General features: G+C 71.3%; 18 protein-coding genes and 1 tRNA gene. 7 read left to right on the top strand and 12 right to left on the bottom strand.

Translation table 11 applies throughout. From position 1 onward, the window contains the following. Positions 1–27: 27 nt before the first annotated feature. The 9 genes from AC3A3H_RS13830 to AC3A3H_RS13790 form a co-directional block, all read right to left on the bottom strand. On the bottom strand, positions 28–2,463 hold the full coding sequence (locus tag AC3A3H_RS13830; RefSeq protein WP_487615125.1) for a DEAD/DEAH box helicase: 2,436 nt from the start codon (positions 2,461–2,463) through the stop codon (positions 28–30). A 9-nt stretch (positions 2,464–2,472) separates the two neighbouring features. After that, complete coding sequence (gene tatC, locus AC3A3H_RS13825; protein WP_487615464.1) at positions 2,473–3,225, bottom strand: twin-arginine translocase subunit TatC; 753 nt, start codon at positions 3,223–3,225, stop codon at positions 2,473–2,475. 43 nt (positions 3,226–3,268) lie between these two features. Next, positions 3,269–3,532 carry a Sec-independent protein translocase subunit TatA gene (gene tatA, locus AC3A3H_RS13820; RefSeq protein WP_487615124.1) on the bottom strand — a complete coding sequence of 88 codons (264 nt, stop codon included), beginning with the start codon at positions 3,530–3,532 and terminating at the stop codon, positions 3,269–3,271. A gap of 3 nt (positions 3,533–3,535) precedes the next feature. Further along, positions 3,536–3,886, bottom strand: coding sequence for a hypothetical protein (locus AC3A3H_RS13815; RefSeq protein WP_487615123.1), 351 nt, complete (start codon positions 3,884–3,886; stop codon positions 3,536–3,538). Between the two features lie 9 nt (positions 3,887–3,895). Continuing rightward, positions 3,896–4,870, bottom strand: a complete 975-nt coding sequence (locus AC3A3H_RS13810) for a helix-turn-helix transcriptional regulator (protein ID WP_487615122.1) — start codon at positions 4,868–4,870, stop codon at positions 3,896–3,898. Beyond that, entirely contained in the window at positions 4,863–5,912 is a 1,050-nt protein-coding gene (locus AC3A3H_RS13805; RefSeq protein ID WP_487615121.1) for a helix-turn-helix transcriptional regulator, read from the bottom strand. Before AC3A3H_RS13805 ends, AC3A3H_RS13810 begins: the two co-directional genes overlap by 8 nt. 20 nt (positions 5,913–5,932) lie before the next feature. Further along, entirely contained in the window at positions 5,933–6,853 is a 921-nt protein-coding gene (locus tag AC3A3H_RS13800; RefSeq protein ID WP_487615120.1) for an FKBP-type peptidyl-prolyl cis-trans isomerase, read from the bottom strand. An 86-nt stretch (positions 6,854–6,939) separates the two neighbouring features. Further along, the gene (locus AC3A3H_RS13795) at positions 6,940–7,995 is read right to left on the bottom strand and encodes a tRNA (adenine-N1)-methyltransferase (RefSeq protein ID WP_487615119.1); all 1,056 of its coding nucleotides are present in this window, start codon (positions 7,993–7,995) and stop codon (positions 6,940–6,942) included. Continuing rightward, complete coding sequence (locus AC3A3H_RS13790; RefSeq protein ID WP_487615118.1) at positions 7,992–8,699, bottom strand: HAD family hydrolase; 708 nt, start codon at positions 8,697–8,699, stop codon at positions 7,992–7,994. Before AC3A3H_RS13790 ends, AC3A3H_RS13795 begins: the two co-directional genes overlap by 4 nt. 89 nt (positions 8,700–8,788) lie before the next feature. Between AC3A3H_RS13790 and AC3A3H_RS13785 the strand changes: the two genes are divergently transcribed. Beyond that, positions 8,789–9,715 carry a proteasome assembly chaperone family protein gene (locus AC3A3H_RS13785; protein WP_487615117.1) on the top strand — a complete coding sequence of 309 codons (927 nt, stop codon included), beginning with the start codon at positions 8,789–8,791 and terminating at the stop codon, positions 9,713–9,715. Positions 9,716–9,744: 29 nt separating this feature from the next. Here the strand turns inward: AC3A3H_RS13785 and AC3A3H_RS13780 are convergent, their stop codons facing one another. Together AC3A3H_RS13780 and AC3A3H_RS13775 are read right to left on the bottom strand one after the other, a co-directional pair. Then, on the bottom strand, positions 9,745–10,608 hold the full coding sequence (locus AC3A3H_RS13780; protein ID WP_487615116.1) for an undecaprenyl-diphosphate phosphatase: 864 nt from the start codon (positions 10,606–10,608) through the stop codon (positions 9,745–9,747). A gap of 10 nt (positions 10,609–10,618) precedes the next feature. Continuing rightward, positions 10,619–11,953, bottom strand: a complete 1,335-nt coding sequence (locus tag AC3A3H_RS13775; protein ID WP_487615115.1) for a M20/M25/M40 family metallo-hydrolase — start codon at positions 11,951–11,953, stop codon at positions 10,619–10,621. Between the two features lie 126 nt (positions 11,954–12,079). Between AC3A3H_RS13775 and AC3A3H_RS13770 the strand changes: the two genes are divergently transcribed. The 4 genes from AC3A3H_RS13770 to AC3A3H_RS13755 all read left to right on the top strand — a co-directional run bounded on the left by AC3A3H_RS13770 (position 12,080) and on the right by AC3A3H_RS13755 (position 15,332). Continuing rightward, positions 12,080–12,164: transfer RNA gene (locus AC3A3H_RS13770), tRNA-Leu, on the top strand. 79 nt (positions 12,165–12,243) lie between these two features. After that, positions 12,244–13,212, top strand: a complete 969-nt coding sequence (locus AC3A3H_RS13765; protein ID WP_487615114.1) for a cation diffusion facilitator family transporter — start codon at positions 12,244–12,246, stop codon at positions 13,210–13,212. A 39-nt stretch (positions 13,213–13,251) separates the two neighbouring features. After that, complete coding sequence (locus AC3A3H_RS13760) at positions 13,252–14,232, top strand: helix-turn-helix transcriptional regulator (protein ID WP_487615113.1); 981 nt, start codon at positions 13,252–13,254, stop codon at positions 14,230–14,232. Further along, complete coding sequence (locus AC3A3H_RS13755) at positions 14,229–15,332, top strand: VIT1/CCC1 transporter family protein (RefSeq protein WP_487615112.1); 1,104 nt, start codon at positions 14,229–14,231, stop codon at positions 15,330–15,332. The genes AC3A3H_RS13760 and AC3A3H_RS13755 overlap by 4 nt, the downstream gene beginning before the upstream one ends. Before the next feature lie 33 nt (positions 15,333–15,365). On the opposite strand, the gene AC3A3H_RS13750 is transcribed toward AC3A3H_RS13755, so the two are convergent. Continuing rightward, the gene (locus AC3A3H_RS13750; RefSeq protein ID WP_487615111.1) at positions 15,366–15,869 is read right to left on the bottom strand and encodes a DUF1707 SHOCT-like domain-containing protein; all 504 of its coding nucleotides are present in this window, start codon (positions 15,867–15,869) and stop codon (positions 15,366–15,368) included. A 103-nt stretch (positions 15,870–15,972) separates the two neighbouring features. Here AC3A3H_RS13750 and AC3A3H_RS13745 point away from each other — a divergent pair, with 103 nt between their 5' ends. Both AC3A3H_RS13745 and AC3A3H_RS13740 read left to right on the top strand, forming a co-directional pair. Next, the gene (locus AC3A3H_RS13745) at positions 15,973–16,263 is read left to right on the top strand and encodes a DUF6504 family protein (protein WP_487615110.1); all 291 of its coding nucleotides are present in this window, start codon (positions 15,973–15,975) and stop codon (positions 16,261–16,263) included. A 73-nt stretch (positions 16,264–16,336) separates the two neighbouring features. Then, a complete protein-coding gene (locus AC3A3H_RS13740; protein ID WP_487615463.1) occupies positions 16,337–17,182 on the top strand; it encodes a DUF3097 domain-containing protein in 846 nt (281 codons plus the stop codon). The last annotated feature ends 62 nt before the right edge of the window (positions 17,183–17,244 follow it).

The raw sequence follows: 17,244 nt of genomic DNA, 5'->3' as shown, positions 1-17,244 counted from the left end.
TCCCGCACAGGGACGTCGCCTGCACTCTCAGGCAACGGCCGAGTACGCGACGATGCCGCGGCGGATCGACTCGAGCGCCTGCCGGGCCGTGCGTCCGACGTTGCCCTGGGCGACCAGTGAGAGCTGATCGAGGAGGTCGATCGTCTGCTTCGTCCAGCGCACGAAGTCCCCCGCGGCCATGTCGGCCTCCCTCAGGACGACGTCCAGCCCGGCACCGCGCGCCCACTGGTGCATCGCCAGGGCGAGCGCCGTGGAGACGGGCTCGCTGCCCGGGAGGCGGTTCTCCCGCTCCAGGTCGTCGAGGCGCGCCCACAGATCGGTCGTGCGATCGAGCGCGGGGCGGAAGGCGCCGCGCGGGAGGTTGCGGTCGTGCGCGAGGCCCTCGTCACGGCGCGGCTCGAACACCAGGGCGCACGCCATCGCGGCGAGGCTGGCGGCGTCCAGCTCTTTCCAGACGCCGCGGCGCAGGCACTCGGCGACAAGGAGGTCGCGTTCGCCGTAGATCCGCTTGAGCGTGCGGCCATGGCTGGTCAGGGCCGTCTCGCCGTCCTCCTCGGTCAGATAGCCGAGCTCCAGCAGCACGTCGGACACGCGGTCGAACACCTTCGCGACGGCGCCGGTCCTGGACTGGATCTGCGCGCTCAGCCGGTCCGTCTCGCGCTTGAGCTTCCACCAGCGCTCCGACCAGCGGGCGTGCTGCTCGCGGTCTGGGCAGCGGTGGCAGGGGTGCTCCCGCATCCGCTTGCGCAGCGCCGCGAGCTGGCGCTGGCGGCGCTCCCGGTCGGCCTTGGACGCGTTCTCGATCCGCTGGCCCTTCTTCTCCAGGTCGCTGAGCTCGCGGCGGATCCGGGAGTACTCGCGGAAGTCGCCGAGGTGGCACTCCATCGCCTTCTCGTAGCCGGCGAGCGACTCCTCCTGCTGCCGGACCTTGCGGGCGAGGTCCACGACGGCGCGGTCGGCCTGGAACTGCGCGAACGACGACTCCAGGATCTCGCGGGTGCGCGGCCGGCCGAACTGGTCGATGAGGTTGACGGCCATGTTGTAGGTGGGCCGGAAGCTGGAGTTGAGCGGGTAGCTGCGCCGCGAGGCGAGCGAGGCGACCGATTGCGGGTCGAGGCCGTCCTCCCACTGGATGACGGAATGGCCCTCGACGTCGATGCCGCGGCGGCCCGCCCGCCCGGTGAGCTGGGTGTACTCCCCCGGCGTGATCGGAACGCGCGCCTCGCCGTTGAACTTCTCCAGCTTCTCCAGCACGACGGTGCGGGCCGGCATGTTGATGCCGAGCGCGAGCGTCTCGGTCGCGAACACGACCTTGACCAGCTTGCGGCGGAAGAGCTCCTCCACGACCTCCTTGAAGGCCGGCAGCATGCCCGCGTGGTGGGCGGCGACTCCGCGCTCCAGGCCCTCCAGCCACTCCCAGTAGCCCAGCACGGCGAGGTCCTCGTCGAGCAGGGTGCGGCAGCGCTCCTCGACGATCGCGCGGATCTCGTCGCGCTCGCGCTGCTCGGTGAGCCGCACGCCCTCGCGCAGCGTCTGCCGGACGGCCGCGTCGCAGCCGTTCCGGCTGAAGATGAAGAAGATCGCCGGGAGCAGGTTGTGCTCGTTCAGCAGCCGGACGATGTCGGACCGGTTCATCCGGAACGTGTCGGGGCGCCCGCCGCGCGAGTGGTACCGCCCGACATCGCGCATCTGCCTGCTGGAGAGCACCCGGCCGCCGTAGCGCGCCATCTGCACGAGTTCGGGATTGACCCGGTTGGTCGCGGCGAGGCCGGACGAGTCGAACAGGTCGATCAGCTTGGAGCGCATCAGGATGTGCTGCTCCAGCGGCACCGGGCGCTCCTCGGAGACGACCACATCCGTGTCGCCGCGCACGGCCTGGAGCCAGTCGCCGAACTCCTCCGCGTTGGAGACCGTGGCGCTGAGCGACACCATCCGCACCGCCTGCGGCAGATGGATGATGACCTCCTCCCACACGGCCCCGCGGAAGCGGTCGGCCAGGTAGTGCACCTCGTCCATCACCACGTAGGCGAGGTCGCCGAGGAGGTCGGAGTCCGCATACAGCATGTTGCGGAGCACCTCGGTGGTCATCACCACGATGCGCGCGTGCGAGTTGATGTTGGTGTCGCCGGTGAGGAGGCCGACGGACTCGGGTCCGTACGCCTCCACGAACTCCTGGAACTTCTGATTGCTCAGGGCCTTCATCGGGGTGGTGTAGAACACCTTCGAATTCGCCTCCCGCATGGCCAGGAACACCGCGAACTCGGCGACGATGGTCTTGCCCGCGCCGGTGGGCGCCGCCACGAGCACGCTCCGGCCGCTCTCGAGGCTGGCGCACGCCTCGCGCTGGAACGGGTCGAGGTCGAAGCGCAGGCCGGCCCGGAACGTCTCCAGCAGGGGCTGGCGGGCGCGCTCACGGGATGCGGCGAAGCGTTCGGCCGGGGAAAGCTGCTGCTGGTCGGTCACGCGAACAGCCTATGCCGCGAGCTCGGCCTCCAGTCGCATCGCCGTCTTGACCGCGCGGCGGTCGTGCAGCCAGGCGACGCCGTACGCCGCGAAGTAGAGCAGCACCATCGGCACCGCCAGCAGGAACATAGAGAGCACGTCCGCCGCGGGGGTGGCGATCGCCGTGAACAGCGCGATCGCGATGATGGCCCACCGCCACGAGCCGATGATCGACTTGGCGCTCAGCACGCCGACGAAGTTGAGCAGCACGAGGAACACCGGCAGAACGAATGCGACGCCCACGGCGAGCACGAGCTTCGTCACGAAGTCGATGTAGGTCTTCGCGTCGATGATCGCGGAGTCCTGCTCGGGGGCGAAGCTGGTCAGCAGCCCCACCATGTGCGGGACCAGCAGCCAGCCCACCACGCCGCCCGCGATGAAGAGCGGCACCGCGGTGAAGAAGAACCCGAACGCGTACTTGAGCTCTTTGCGCGTCAGCGCCGGCACGAAGAACGCCCAGATCTGCCAGAGCCAGATCGGGCTCGACACGATGACGCCGATGGTGATCGCCATCTGCATCTTCAGGTCGAACGCCCCGGTGATGCTGCCGTAGTTGAGCATCGCCTCGCGGCCCTGCTGCTTCGCGATCTCGGTGACCGGACCGCGCAGCGCGTCCATCACGGGACCCGCGAGGATCCAGCCCACGACCGCGCCGACCAAGAGGCCCAGCGCGGCGCGGAAAAGACGTTTACGAAGCTCGATGAAGTGCTCGGCCAGCGACATCCGGCCTTCGCGGTTCTTGCCTCGCTTGGTGGAGGCCACGCAGCTACTGCTTCGGCTTGGACTCGGTGGAGTCGGTGCTGGGTGCGGTGGTGGTGGGCGCGGGGGCGCTGGGAGCGGCCGTCGAGGCGTCGGTGCTGCCGTCGCCCGCGTCCTTGCCGTCCTTCTTCATCTCGTCGACCTCGCCCTTGAAGATCCGCATCGACTGGCCGATGCTCTTGGCGAGCGCGGGAAGCTTGGGCGCGCCGAACAGAAGGAGGATGACCGCGAGAATGATGAGCAGGTGCCATCCGGTGAGGCCGCCGAGCATGATTTACGTCCTTCTGTTCAAGTACGAGTAGCGGAACGGATCCGCGTTGACGAGCATTTTACCGCGCCGAACCCGCCGATCTCTGCGAGCTTGCCGTGCGACCCGACGGTCGGCCACGGCCTGCTCGCGCTCCGCTCGGAGCACATCGGCATCGGCGAAGACGGCGCTGTGAAACTCAGTGTACCTCATGCCATCCGAGCGTTGGCGCAGGAGGTCCGCTTTCTCGATCAGCGCGCTCGCCTCGCGACCCGCCGCCATCACCTTGCGGAACAGCCACCAGGCGAAGAACGCGAGCATGCCGAGCAGCCCGAGCACGAGCACGGCCCAGATCACGACCCACGACCACCACGGCATGCACGGAGCCTAGCGGTAGCGATCGGCGCCCGCACGCGCCCAGTCGGCGACGAGCCGGCGGGCCTCAGGCGGGTCGAGCACGGTCAGGACCCCGGCCAGGCCTGCGACCAGGCGCTTGAGGCCGTGGAAGTGGGCGACGCGCACGCTCGTGCGGACGACGCCGTCGCGCTCCACGCGCGCGGCGCCCTCCGGGATGTAGTCCTCGATGAGCGGGATCGCCGACGCGGACACCTCGACCGTGACGAGCTGGTCCTCCGGCGTGCCCTCGAACAGCGTCTCCGGCAGCTTGAGGTCGCCGGGCCGGTAGGTGATCGGCTCGGCCGTGGCGACCAGGCCGTCGATGCGGTCGAGCCGGAAGGTGCGGATGGCCGTGCGGAGGTGGTCCCAGCCGCGCAGGTACCAGTCCTGGTCGGCGGACTCGACGCGCAGCGGGTCGACCCTGCGGCGCTCGCGCTCCCCCCGGGAGTTGAGGTAGTCGAACTCGAGCTGCGTGCCGGCGATGACCGCGTCCCGGATGGTCGCGAGCGCCTCGTCGGACTCGGACCGGGCCACCGCGACCTGGCTGGGCGCCGCCGAGGCGCCCCTGGCCAGCTTGGCCATCAGCGAGCCGATGACGTCGCGGTCCGCGTTCTCCGGGAGCGCGGTGAGGTACTGGAGGCCGGCGATCAGCGCCGCGGCCTCCCGCGCAGAGAACCGGGGCGAGTCGTCGATCGCCACCTGGTGGGTGAGGACGATCCGGTCGTTCTCCTCGAAGTCGTCCCAGGAGATGTCGAAGAGGTCGCCCGGCTGGTAGGCGTTCGTCTCGCCCGGGATGCCGGAGACGGCGATGAGTCGCACGGCGTCGCGCATGCTCTCCTCGTCGACGCCGAAATGCTCGGCGGCCTCCGCGACGGTGACCCGGTCGCGGTCCATCAGATACGGGACGAGGGCCAGCAGGAACGCCAGCTTGTCCTGCGCCTGCATCGGGCGCCCGCGCTCAGCCACGGCCGGTCCCCTCCCCCGTGCGGGGCGCGCCTTCGTGGGCCTCCGCCACCGCGGTCAGCCGCTCGACGACCTTGCCGCGGAGCTCCTCGGGCGAGAGCACCAGCACCTCAGGGCCGAAGGCCGCGAGCTGGTCGGCGAGGATGTTGATATCGGAGAAGTTCACCGTGAGCCGGAAGGCCGCACCCTCGTGCTCGGCCGGCACGGCGTCGCCGTAGCGCTTGCGCAGCCGGGTCGCGGCGTCCGTCCCCGTCGTCACCTCGATCTCGGCGACGTTCGCCGCCCAGATCCGCTCCAGGTCCTGCAGCGCCCGCTCGGCGAAGTCGTCGCCCTCGGGGGTGAAGGTGCGATTGGTGAGCTTGACCGGGCCGACCATGCGGGAGAGCAGGAAGGTGCGCGAACCGCCGGCGTCCTGGTCGATGCCCTGCAGGTGCCAGCGGCCCTGGTGCTGCACGAGCGCGAGCGGCGCGACCGAGCGTACGCGGGAGGCGCTCTCGCCCGGCTTCAGGTAGGGGAACTGGACGATCGCGTTCCGCTCCAGCGCCTGGCTCAGCGGCTCGAATGCGCTCTCCCTGGCGCGCAGGCGCGGGGCGTAGCCGACGACGGGCTCGTCCGCCTCCACGCCGAGCGAGCGCAGCTTCATCAGCGCGCGCCGGGACTCCCCGGAGAGCGACCCTTCGCGCCACACCGTGGCGGCGAGGCCGAGCAGCGTGATCTCCTCCGGGGAGAACACCACGTCCTGCGGCAGGTCGTATGCGCCCTTCGGGATGCGGTAGCGCAGCAGCTGGTTGTTGCCTGCGGCCTCCGGGGACTCGACGGTCTCCAGCGGGACGCCGAGCTCGCGGATGTCGTCCTTGTCCCGCTCGAACTGGCGCTCCAGGCTGCTGTTGTCGCCGTGCGACTCGTAACGCTGGCGATACCCCTGGACGGTCGAGAGGATCTCGTTCTTCGTCAGGCCGTTCTCGGTCGCGAGCAGCGCCAGCACGAGGCTGAAGAGACGCTCCTCGACCGGGACGCGCGCAGGCGAAGAGGAGGATCGGGGCACCCGACCATCCTAGTCGGGACTCAGCGGACGCCGAGGATGTCGACGACCCAGGCGGCGGCCGGCACGTTGCCGTTGGCCGGCGCCTCGATGACCAGCTGCGAGCCGACCTTCTGGCCGATCAGCGGCTTGAGGACCTCCTGCGGCAGCGCCTGGTTGAGCGCGCTCTGCCCGCTGCTCATCGCCACGATGTCGGGCGACTTGCTCTGCCAGCTGCTCATCACGACGTTCTTCTGGTCCCAGCCGACCGCGGTGTAGTGCAGCACGACCTGCGAGGTCGCCTTGACCTCCTCGCCGTCGCCCTCCTTGAGGGTCTCGGTGCGGACGGACTTGGGAGCCCCGCCGGAGGACGGGATGGTGATGCCCGGCTGGCCGGTCGGCGCGAGCACGACGGTCGGGAAGCCCGAGACCGACGGACGGACGGCGCCGTTCGCCGCCGGGAGGTAGGCGTGCACGATGTCGGCCACGAGGATGGTCGTGTTGCCCGACCCGGCGCCGCCGGAGTCCTTCGGCGAGATCGCGACGGCGACGCGCGAGCCGACCGGCGCGCAGAGCAGGCCCTTGCTGATCGCGGCGTTGGAGTTGCCGATCGTGATCGGCGTGGAGTCCCCGCCGTAGCTGCCCTTCTCGCCCACCTGGCCGGTCTCGCCGTCGAGCAGGGTGTACTGGATCTCGACCATCTGGCCGTTGATCACCGGCGCGCCGGTGCCCGTCGTCAGGATCGTGCGCTGGGAGGTCGTGGTGTCGATCGGCGTCGGCATCGTGATCTTCGGCTCTTTGCCGATCGGTCCCGTGGCGGTCACGAGCGACGACGCCTGGCCGCTCTTCAGAGCGGAGCCGCAGTCGGCGTTCGGGTTGGACGAACATCCGGTCAGCGCCGCGGCGGCGATGCCGACGGCGAGGAGGGCGACGGACGATCTTCCGAGTGCGGTAGCTCTGCGCACGGGTCCTCTTTCGATGCGAGCGGTGGGGTTTCGATGCGAGCGGCGGGGAGGCGGGTCAGACGGAGCGCCTCACGACCTCCACCATGCTAGTCGACGTGCGGGTCGCGCTCGTCACCGGCGGACTCGGCGTCGGCGGCGTCCACAGTGGCGCCGTCGCGCGCGAGGCTCGCACTCGCCTCGGCCTCGCGCATGCGCTTGCGCAGGCTCTTCGGGCTGGACTGGCGCTCGCCCAGCGCGCCGGGCGTCCAGGCCTCGACGTCGGCGTCGTCGTAGTCGCTCTTCGACGGGCGGCGCTTGAGCTCGGGCAGTACGGTGTCCGGCGCCAGGCGGCGCGCGGTGATCAGGAAGCCGGTGTGGGCGATCATGCGGTGGTCGGGGCGCACGGCGAGGCCCTCCACGTGCCAGCCGCGGACCATCGTCTCGCTCGACTGGGGATGGGTGTAGTCGCCGGTCGCCCGGATCGCCTCGGCCACGCGGGAGAGCTGGGTGACGGTCGCGACGTAGCAGAGCACCACGCCGCCCGGCTTGAGCGCGGCGGTGACGGCGTCGAGCGTCTCCCACGGCGCGAGCATGTCGAGCACGACCCGGTCGACGCTGGCCGGCTCGACCGCTGCGGTGAGCTGCTCCTGCAGGTCGCCGACGGTGACCGTCCAGTTCCCCGGATCGCTGCCGAGGAACGTCGCCGCGTTGGCGCGGGCCACGTCGGCGAACTCGTCGCGCCGCTCGAACGAGAGCAGCCGGCCCTCCGGCCCGATCGCGCGCAGCAGCCAGAGCGAAAGCGCCCCGGACCCGACGCCGGCCTCCACGACCGTCGCACCCGGGAAGATGTCGGCCAGCGCCAGGATCTGCGCGGCGTCCTTCGGGTAGATGATCGCGGCGCCGCGCGGCATCGACATCACGAAGTCGTTGAGCAGCGGACGGAGCGCCAGGTGCTCGACGCCCGCGTTGTTGACGACCACGGAGCCGTCCGGCAGCCCGATGATCGCGTCGTGGGCGAGCACGCCGCGGTGGCTGTGGAAGAGCTTGCCCGGCTCCAGCGTGATGGTGTTCATACGGCCCTTGGGGCCGGTCAGCTGGACGCGGTCCCCCACCCGGAACGGGCCGGAGCTGCGGCGACCGTCGGCCGTCGTGCTGTCGCTCATCGTGCGTCCTCCTGATCGATGGCGGCCGGCCGCCGCCCCGCCGCAACCGCGGCGATGTCGCCCGCCGTGCGGCCCTCCAGCGTGTCCCACAGCGTGTGCTCGTCCGACTCGGGCAGCGGCACGATGTGCGGCACGCCGATCGTGGTGGCCCCCGAGGCCACCGCCGAGGACAGCCCGACCAGGGAGTCCTCGATCGCGACCGCGTCGTGCGGCTCGACGCCGAGCAGCTCGGCGGCGCGCAGGTACGGGGCGGGGTGCGGCTTCGGGTCGGTCACCTCGTCGCCGCTGACGATGACGTCGAAGGCGTCGAACGGGATCGTGGCGACGATCTGCTCCGCCATGCTGCGGACGGACATGGTCACCAGAGCCGTGCGCACGCCCGAGTCGCGCAGCGACCGGAGCAGTTCGCGCGCGCCAGGGCGCCAGGGCACGCCCTGCTCGACGAGCTTCTGCCGCACGCTCTCGGTCAGCCGGTGCACGATCTCGTCCGGCTCGAGGGCCACGCCGCGCGAGCGGAGGATCTCGGCCGAGTTCCAGAGGCCCAGGCCCACCAGCAGCAGCCCGTCGTCGTGGGTCCAGGTGCCGCCGAACGAGCTGACGAGCTCCTGCTCGGAGGCCATCCAGTACGGTTCCGTGTCGACGAGGGTGCCGTCCATGTCCCAGAAGACGGCGGCGGGCAGCGGGTGCGTGGTCTGATCGGTCACGACCGGCAAGTCTATCGCGGCGGGTGGCGGGCCTATCCTGGTGGATACGGCGGCCGAACGGCTCGCCGACGAGAGGACGAGTAGGCGACGTGACTGACGCGAAGAACATCCTCGGCGGGCGCATCCTGGTGGTGGCCTTCGAAGGATGGAACGACGCAGGCGAAGCAGCCAGCGGCGCGGTGAAGACGCTCAAGGAGCAGCTCGACGTGGTCCCCATCGCCGACGTGGACCCCGAGCTCTACTTCGACTTCCAGTTCAACCGCCCGGTCGTCACCGACGACGACGGCCGCAGGCGCCTGGTCTGGCCGTCGGCGGTCGTCATGGGTCCTGCGCGCCCCGGGCGCATCGGCGACGCGCTCGCCGGTGACGCCGAGCTCGACGTGACGGGTGACAACGCCGGCAACATCTACCTCCTGCTCGGCACCGAGCCGTCGCGCAGCTGGCGCAGCTTCACCGCCGAGATCATGGATGCCGCCCTCGCCGAGGACATCGGCGTGATCGTCTTCCTCGGCGCCATGCTCGCCGACGTGCCGCACACCCGGCCGATCTCGGTCTTCGCCTCCAGCGAGTCGGCCGCCGTGCGCGCGGAGCTCGGGATCGAGCGATCCACCTACGAGGGGCCGGTCGGCATCCTGAGCGCGCTCGCCGAGGGTGCGGAGGACGTCGGCATCCCGTCCGTCTCGATCTGGGCGTCCGTGCCGCACTACGTGCACAACGCGCCGAGCCCGAAGGCTGTCCTCGCCCTCATCGACAAGCTCGAGGAGCTGGTCGACGTGACGATCCCGCGCGGCACGCTGGTCGAGGAGGCCGCGGCCTGGGAGGCCGGGATCGACGCACTCGCGTCGGACGACGAGGAGATGGCTGCGTACATCCAGCAGCTCGAGCAGGCCCGCGACACCGTCGACTCGCCCGAGGCCAGCGGCGAGGCGATCGCGCAGGAGTTCGAGCGCTACCTCCGCCGCCGCGGCGACGGCCGGGACGGCGGCAAGGCCGGCGACGACCCGCGCCGGGGCTGAATCCCGCAGGAATTCACCCGGACGCCCGATCAGGCCGCGAGCACGCCCGTCGCCAGCAGGATCATCAGCAGCACGCCGAGCGCGATGCGGTAGATCACGAACGGCAGGAAGCTGCGCCGCGAGATGTAGCCCATGAAGAAGGCGATCACGAGCAGCCCGACCCCGAACGCGACGACCGTCGCGGCGGCGGTCTCCACCGGCCCGAAGACCTCGAGCGTGCAGCTGCCGGCAGCGTGCAGCGCCTCCGTGCACGGCTCCTTGACGGCCTTGTAGAGCTGGTACAGGCCGCTGCCGAAGACCGCGGGGATCGCCAGCAGGAACGAGTAGCGCGCCGCCGCCCGGCGCTGGTAGCCCATGAACAACCCGGCCGTGATCGTCCCGCCCGAGCGCGAGACGCCGGGGATGAGGGCGAGCGCCTGGGCGAAACCGAAGATGATGCCGTGCCCCCAGGTGAGCTCGCGGAGCCGCCGGGTCTTGGCGCCCACCCAGTCGGCGATGCCGAGCAGGATGCCGAAGACGATGAGCGTCGTCGCCACGATCCAGAGCGAGCGGAAGGTGGTCTCGATCGCGTCCTGGAAGAGCAGGCCGAGCACCACGATCGGGATGCTGCCGAGGATCACCAGCCAGCCCATCCGGGCGTCGGGGTCGTTGCGCGGGATCCGGCCGAACAGCGCCTGGAACCAGCGGCTCGCGATCCGGGCGATGTCGCGCCAGAAGTACAGCAGCACGGCGGCCTCGGTGCCGAGCTGGATGATCGCGGTGAAGCGCGCGCCGGGGTCGGCTCCCGTGCCCAGCAGCTCCCCGACGATGCGGATGTGGGCGCTGGAGGAGATCGGCAGGAACTCGGTGAGTCCCTGGACGACGCCCAGGATGATGGCGTAGAGGAATTCCACGAAGGCTCTTTCAGTAGCTGCGCAGGAGGTCGCGCAGGACGGACCTCCCGAACACTAGCGCGTCAAGCGGCACCCGCTCGTCGACGCCGTGGAACATTCCGGGGAAGTCGATGTCGCTCGGCAGCCGCAGCGGGGCGAACCCGTAGCCGGTGATCCCCAGCTTGCTGAGCGCCTTGTTGTCGGTCCCGCCGGACAGCAGATAGGGCAGCACGGGGGCGCCGGGGTCGTGCTGCGCCAGCGTGGCCGTGATCGCGTCGACCAGCTCGCCGTCGAACTCGGCCTCCAGGCCGATGTCGCGGTGCATGATCTGGACCTCGACGTCGTCGCCGATCAGCTCGCGGACCTCGGCGAGCACCCGGTCCTCGTCGCCGGGCAGGGTGCGGATGTCGATCAGCGCCTCCGCGGTGTCCGGGATGACGTTGTGCTTGTAGCCGGCGTCCAGCAGCGTCGGGTTGCTGGTCGCCCGCAGCGTCGCCAGGATGAAGCCCGCCGCGGCGCCGGTGCGCAGGACGACCTCGTCGGGACCGACCTGCTCCGGGTCGACGTCGAGCAGGCGGCCGAGCTCGGCGATGAGCCGGGACGTGGTGTCGGTGAGCTGGATCGGCCACGCGTGCCGGCCGATCGCGATGACCGCCTCGGCCAGCCTCGTGATCGCGTTCTCGTGGATGAGCCGCGAGCCGTGGGCGGCGCGGCCGCGGGCGATCAGCTTGATCCAGACCAGGGACTTCTCGCCCGTCTGCAAGAGGTACGCCCGCTGTCCGCCGAGGTCGATCGAGTAGCCGCCGACCTCGCTGATCGCCTCCGTCGCGCCGGCGAAGAGCTGCGGCTGGGTGTCGACCAGGAAGTGCGAGCCGCGCCGGCCGCCGTCCTCCTCGTCTGCGAAGAAGCCGAGGACCAGGTCGCGCTCGGGCTGCTCCCCCGCGGAGAGGATGTCGCCGACGGCGGTCAGGATCATCGCATCCATGTTCTTCATGTCGACTGCGCCGCGGCCCCAGAGCAGGCCGTCCTTGACGACGCCGCCGAACGGGTCCACCGACCAGTTGCGCGGGTCGGCGGGGACGACGTCGAGATGGCCGTGCACCACGAGCGCGGGCTTCGACGGGTTCCGCCCCTCGACGCGGGCGACGACGCTCGTGCGGCCCGGGTCGGACTCGAACAGCTGCGGGGCCAGGCCCAGCGCACGGAGCCTCGCCTCCACGTACTCCGCCGCCTCGGTCTCGCCGTTGGACCGGCCCTCGCCGTAGTTGGTGGTGTCGAAGCGGATGAGGTCGCGCGCGATGATCGCGGTCTCGTCCAGTCCGGTCGTCGTGTCGGGCCCGGTCGCGGTGTCGGGAGAGTCGCTCATCCCCCCACGCTACCGGGCGGCCCGTCCCGCCACGCCCGGGCCGCGCGACGATGTCGGAGCGACCATGCGTTTCGTGCTAATGTCTTTCTTCGGCAGCCGGAAGCTTCGGCGGCCGAAAACACACCCGTCCGGGTGGCGGAAATGGCAGACGCGCTAGCTTGAGGTGCTAGTGCCCGTATAGGGCGTGGGGGTTCAAGTCCCCCCTCGGACACCGGTAGAAGAAGGCCTCGATCATCTGATCGGGGCCTTTTTCGCGTCTGCTTCTCCCCCGCGGGTCTATCGTGACGTGCATGCCGCCCCGGAAGCGCTCAGCGCAGAGTCTGCTGACGGTGCTCTTCGCCCTCGGCGCCAACCTCCTGGTCGCGCTCGCGAAGACGTTCGCGGCGATGATCACCGGGTCGGCGTCGATGGTCGCCGAGGCGGCGCACTCCTGGGCGGACACCGGCAACGAGGTGTTCCTCGTGCAGGCCGAGCGGCGGGCGGCGCGGCCCAGCGACGACCTCCATCCCACCGGCTACGGGCGCGAGGCGTACGTCTGGTCGCTGTTCGCGGCCGTCGGCCTGTTCACCGCGGGCGCCGTCGTGTCGATCCTGCACGGCTTCTCGCAGCTCGGCACCGGCGAGCCGGACTCCGACTACCTGGTCAACTACATCGTGCTCGCCGTGGCATTCGTGTTCGAGGGCATCTCGTTCGCGCAGTCGTTCCGGCAGGCCAGGTCGATGGCGGCGGAGCGCGACACCGGCACGCTGGAGCACGTGCTCAGCACGTCGAACCCGACCCTGCGCGCGGTGTTCGCGGAGGACGCGGCGGCGCTGACCGGGCTCGTCATCGCCTTCCTCGGGGTGCTCCTGCACGAGCTCACCGGCGACGCGGTGTACGACGCAGTCGGCTCGATCCTGGTCGGGATCCTGCTGGCCTTCGTCGCCGTCGTGCTGATCGACCGCAACCGCCGCTTCCTGCTCGGCGAGCCCGCGCCGGACCGGGTGAACCAGGCGGCGCTGATCGCGCTCCTGCAGAACCCGCAGGTCGACAAGGTCACCTACCTGCACCTCGAGTACGTGGGCCCGGAGCGGGTGTTCCTCGTCGCGGCCGTCGACCTGATAGGCGACGACCGCGAGTCGGACGTCGCCGACGACCTGTACACGGTCGAGCAGGACCTGAAGCGCAACGAGCACATCGCCGAGGCGGTGCTCACGCTGTCCCGCCGGGGGCTGCCGGCGCTGCTGCCGCACGATCCCGACGCGCTGGAATCGCGATAGCGGCCACATTCCGACCGGATCACGCGCCAGACTGGAGGTATGGCCAGCACGGGATCCCGCACCCTCCAGCTCCTGTCGCTCCTGCAGACGCACCGGTACTGGCCGGGGCAGGAGCTCGCCGATCGCCTGGAGGTGTCGCCGCGCACCCTCCGGCGCGACGTGGAGCGGTTGCGCGACCTCGGCTACCCGGTCGACGCCACGCGCGGGGTCGCGGGCGGCTACCAGCTCGCCGCCGGGGCGTCGCTGCCGCCGCTCGTGGTCGACGACGAGGAGGCCGTCGCCCTCGCGGTCGGGCTGCGCACCGCCGCCCAGAGCGGCATCGCGGGGGTCGCCGACGCGTCCGTCCGCGCGCTGGCCAAGGTGGTGCAGGTGATGCCGCCACGGCTCCGGCGCCGGGTGAACGCCCTCCGGGTCGCGACGCTGGCCTCCGAGCTGCGGCCCGGTCCGGTGGTCGACGCCGGGCTGCTCACCGTCGTGGCCCAGGCCTGCCGGGACGAGGAGCGGCTGGTCTTCTCCTACGTGCGCAGGGACGGGGATGCGTCGGAGCGCACGGTCGAGCCGCACCGGCTCGTCTCGGTCGGGCGGCGCTGGTACCTGGTCGCCTACGACATCGGCCGTTTCGACTGGCGCAGCTTCCGGCTCGACCGGATGGCCGAGCCGCGGCCGACCGGGGCGCGCTTCCGGCCGCGCGCGCTGCCCGCGGCTGACGCCGCCGAATACGTGCGCGAGTCGCTCGCCGGCGCTGCGGACTCCCTGCTCGTGGACGCCGTGATCGCCGCACCGCTCGCCGAGGTGGAGCGGGCCATCGGGCGCTGGGCGACGGCCTCCGCGGAGGCGGCGGCACCGGACGGCACAGCGCGCACACGCGTCCGGCTCACCGCAGACTCCCCCGAGTGGGCGCTGTTCGGCCTCGCCGCGGCCGGCGCACCGTTCACGATCGAGGGGCCGGCGGAGGTCAGGGAGCTGGCCGCGCTCTGGGGCGATCGTTTCGCCGCCGCCGGTAGACTCGACACCCGATGAGCACGCCCGACCGAACCCCGATTCCTTCGACCTCCCCCACCCCTGCCGACATCAAGCGCTGGCGACGCTACCTCGCCGACGAACGCGCCGAGGCCGCCGTCTACCGCGACCTCGCCGGCCGCCGGGAGGGCGAGGAGCGGGAGATCCTGCTCGAACTCGCCGAGGCTGAGCGCCGGCACGAGCAGCACTGGCTCGACCTCCTCGGCGACCACGTCGGCCGGCCGCTGCGCGGCGACATCCGCACCCGGATGCTCGGCTTCCTGGCCCGCCGGTTCGGCTCGGTGTTCGTGCTCGCGCTCGCCCAGCGCGCGGAGGCGCGCTCGCCGTACGCGGACGACGCCGACGCCACGCCGCAGATGGCCGCCGACGAGCAGGTGCACGAGGAGGTCGTGCGCGCGCTCGCGGCCCGCGGCAGGCAGCGGCTGTCCGGAACGTTCCGTGCGGCGGTGTTCGGCGCCAACGACGGGCTGGTCAGCAACCTGGCCCTCGTGCTCGGTGTGAGCGCGAGCGGCGTGCCGAGCCACGTGGTGCTGCTGACCGGCATCTCCGGCCTCCTCGCCGGTGCGCTGTCGATGGGAGCGGGTGAGTACGTCTCGGTGCGCTCGCAGCGAGAGCTGCTGGAGGCCTCCACCCCGAATCCGGCGACCCGGTCCGCTCTCCCCCACCTCGACGTGGACGCCAACGAGCTGACCCTGGTCTACCGGGCGCGCGGCATGGACCAGGCGCAGGCCCAGGAGCACGCCCACGACGTGCTGTCGACGCTCGGCGCCTACACCTCGCCCGTCGCGGTGCAGAAGGCCGGCGACGACGAGCACGAGGCGATCGGCAACGGCTGGAGCGCCGCGCTGTCGAGCTTCTGCTTCTTCGCGTCCGGCGCGCTGATCCCGATCCTGCCGTTCCTGTTCGGGCTGACCGGCACCGCGGCGATCATCGTCGCCGCCGTGCTCGTCGGGCTCGTGCTGCTCGGCACGGGCGCGGTCGTCGGACTGCTGTCCGGCGCGTCGCCGCTCAAGCGCGCGCTCCGTCAGCTCGCGATCGGCTACGGCGCGGCAGCCGCCACGTATGTGCTCGGGCTGCTGTTCGGGGCGACGGTCGGCTGATCGGCGCCTTCGCCCGGGTCGGCAGCCTCCCGCTCAGCGCCTGCTGCGGCGGTCTCCCCCGTCGACGCCGTACACGATCGCCCCGGCCAGCGGGATGAGCAGGAACCACAGCCAGCTGTAGGCGTAGCCCCACGCCATCCCGGTCACGAAGAACAGGATGACCGCGACGAAGGGCATGATCGACACGACGAGCAGTCCCCAGCGATTGGCGGGGCGGCCGTGCTCGCCGGGCGCCGGCGGGTAGCCGTACGGGCTCGGACCGGGCTGGGACGCCTGCCACGCGGCGGAGGACGCCGAGGGCGCAGCACCCGGAGCAGTGGCCGCGCCGTCCAGGTGCAGCGCACCGGGAAGGTCGGCGAACAGCGGCTGGAGATCGCCCCGCGTGACGGCCGAGCGCGCCCCCGCGACGCGCGCCTGCAGCTCGGCGTCGCTCAGCCTCCCCTGCGCGGCGTGCGACTGCAGCGCGGCGACGGCGCGCTCCCTCTCGTCGTTGCTCAGGCGCAGCGAGGCGCTCGACGGATCCCCGAAGTCTGTCATGCGGCTCAGTATGGCAGGCGGGGGTGCCCTCCGGGTGCGCACGTCGGCCCTCTGGCTTACACTTGCATTCGAACATACGTTCGATCGAGAGGAGCGCCCGCTCATGACCGACATCGACGAGGCGGTGGCCGTGTGGACCACCGAGGACGGCATCCCGACCCGCCTGGTCTGGCGTTCGACGCGGTACCGGGTGAGCGACACCCCGACCGTGTGGGCCGAGATCTGCGCGTGGTGGCGGCCGTTCGGCGAGCACCGTTACGGCATCGGGGCGCTGCCCCGGGAGATCGGCGGCTGGCGGTTCCAGGCGACCAGCGACGGCGGGGTGGCGTACGTGTTCGACGTGCGGCACGACGCCGACGACCGGAGCTGGCGGCTGGTGCGGATCTTCGATTAGGCGACCGCATCCGCCCGCTCACGGGGAGCCTCCGCCCTCCCGCGGCGCCCATCCCCTAGCCTCTCTCAACGTGATGGACGACGACCGCTACGGATCCGATGTGCTGGCGAGCGACTGGAAGAACGCCGGCCGCAAGACCGTGCCGACCGTCGAGGCGGTGCGCGACCTGGTCGTGGAGGAGGCCGCCACCGGGTTCTGCGGGGCCATCGTCCGGCTGGAGGCGCAGACGGTCGAGCTGGAGGACTACTTCGGGGCGAAGCGCGTGTTCCCGCTGGGCGCGGCCTTCCTCATCGACGGGGAGCCGGTGAAGCTGGTCGTGCCAGGCCGCGCGCCGGCCGGTCGCGGGCGCACGGCCTCCGGGTCGTTCGCCGTCGGCGAGCAGAAGGCGCGCGTCGCCCTGCCCAGCCGGATCTTCGTGGAGGGGCGGCACGACGCCGAGTTGGTGGAGCGCGTCTGGGGCGACGACCTCCGCGTCGAGGGCGTCGTCGTGGAGTACCTGGAGGGCGTGGACGACCTGGACGCGATCGTGCGCGAGTTCGCGCCGGACCGCGGCCGGCGGATCGGCGTGCTGGTCGACCACCTGGTGCCGGGCTCCAAGGAGAGCCGGATCGCCGAACAGGTGGCGCGCGGGCCGTTCGGCGCGCACGTGCTCGTGGTCGGCCATCCCTACATCGACATCTGGCAGGCGGTGAAGCCGGCGCGGGTCGGGCTGGAGGCCTGGCCGTCGATCCCGCGCTCGGTGCCGTGGAAGCACGGCATCTGCGCAGCCCTCGGCCTCCCCCACGAGACGCAGGCCGACACCGCCCGGGCCTGGAAGCTCATCCTCGGCCGCGTGCGCAGCTACGCCGACCTGGAGCCGGAACTCCTCGGCCGGGTCGAGCGGCTGATCGACTTCGTGACGGAGCCGGTGGCGCGGTAGGGCGCAGCCCGCAGCGCACCTTCGCGCATCAGAATACATTTGCGGTATTCGAACATGTGTTC

This window comes from Leifsonia sp. Soil_N53 (genome assembly GCF_057655165.1).
The sequence above is the reverse complement of the archived record's forward strand: the minus strand, read 5'-3'. Positions and strand labels throughout refer to the sequence as shown.